Genomic DNA, 507 nt, shown 5'->3' with positions numbered 1-507 from the left:
CAGTTGGGCTCGACTACGGAAATCTCACTCTGCAGAAGCGGGCATTGCAGCGGCAGACGGACCTGGCCTCGATCGTCGCCGCTGCCAAAATCAGCGATTATCAACAAGCGCTGCTGCAGCATTTCAGGATGAACAAGCTGAACTTCGCATTGCGTAACGGTTCTGATCTCCTGACATTGAACGGCACGGTCAAATTCGACGGCGCAACCGCCCTGACCAGTTATGATGGATATGCAGACGTCGTGCTTGGACGCTATACGCCCGATCCGGCGATCAATCCCGAACAACGCTTCGTCGCGGGGGCACAGCCTTACGACACTGCCAGGGTGTCGATCCACCAGAAATCCGCGCTGACCTTCGCCTCTCTTCTTGGGCCAGGACCGACCCTTGATGCAGTCGGCACGTCGACAGCCTACAAGCTGGCCTCCTTTTCCGTCGGCTCGCGCCTCGCCAGCATCGACGGCGGGATACTCAACGGCCTGCTCGGCGGCTTGCTCGGCACCAGGC

General features: G+C 59.8%; 1 protein-coding gene. It reads left to right on the top strand.

The genetic code is table 11. The features are described 5' to 3' along the window. Positions 1 to 507 (top strand): TadG family pilus assembly protein (locus AC1D0P_RS28385; protein ID WP_477679787.1); only part of this gene is annotated, 507 nt, incomplete at both ends.

The sequence above is a fragment of the Polaromonas sp. P1_G2 genome, from assembly GCF_056405515.1.
The sequence above is the reverse complement of the archived record's forward strand: the minus strand, read 5'-3'. Positions and strand labels throughout refer to the sequence as shown.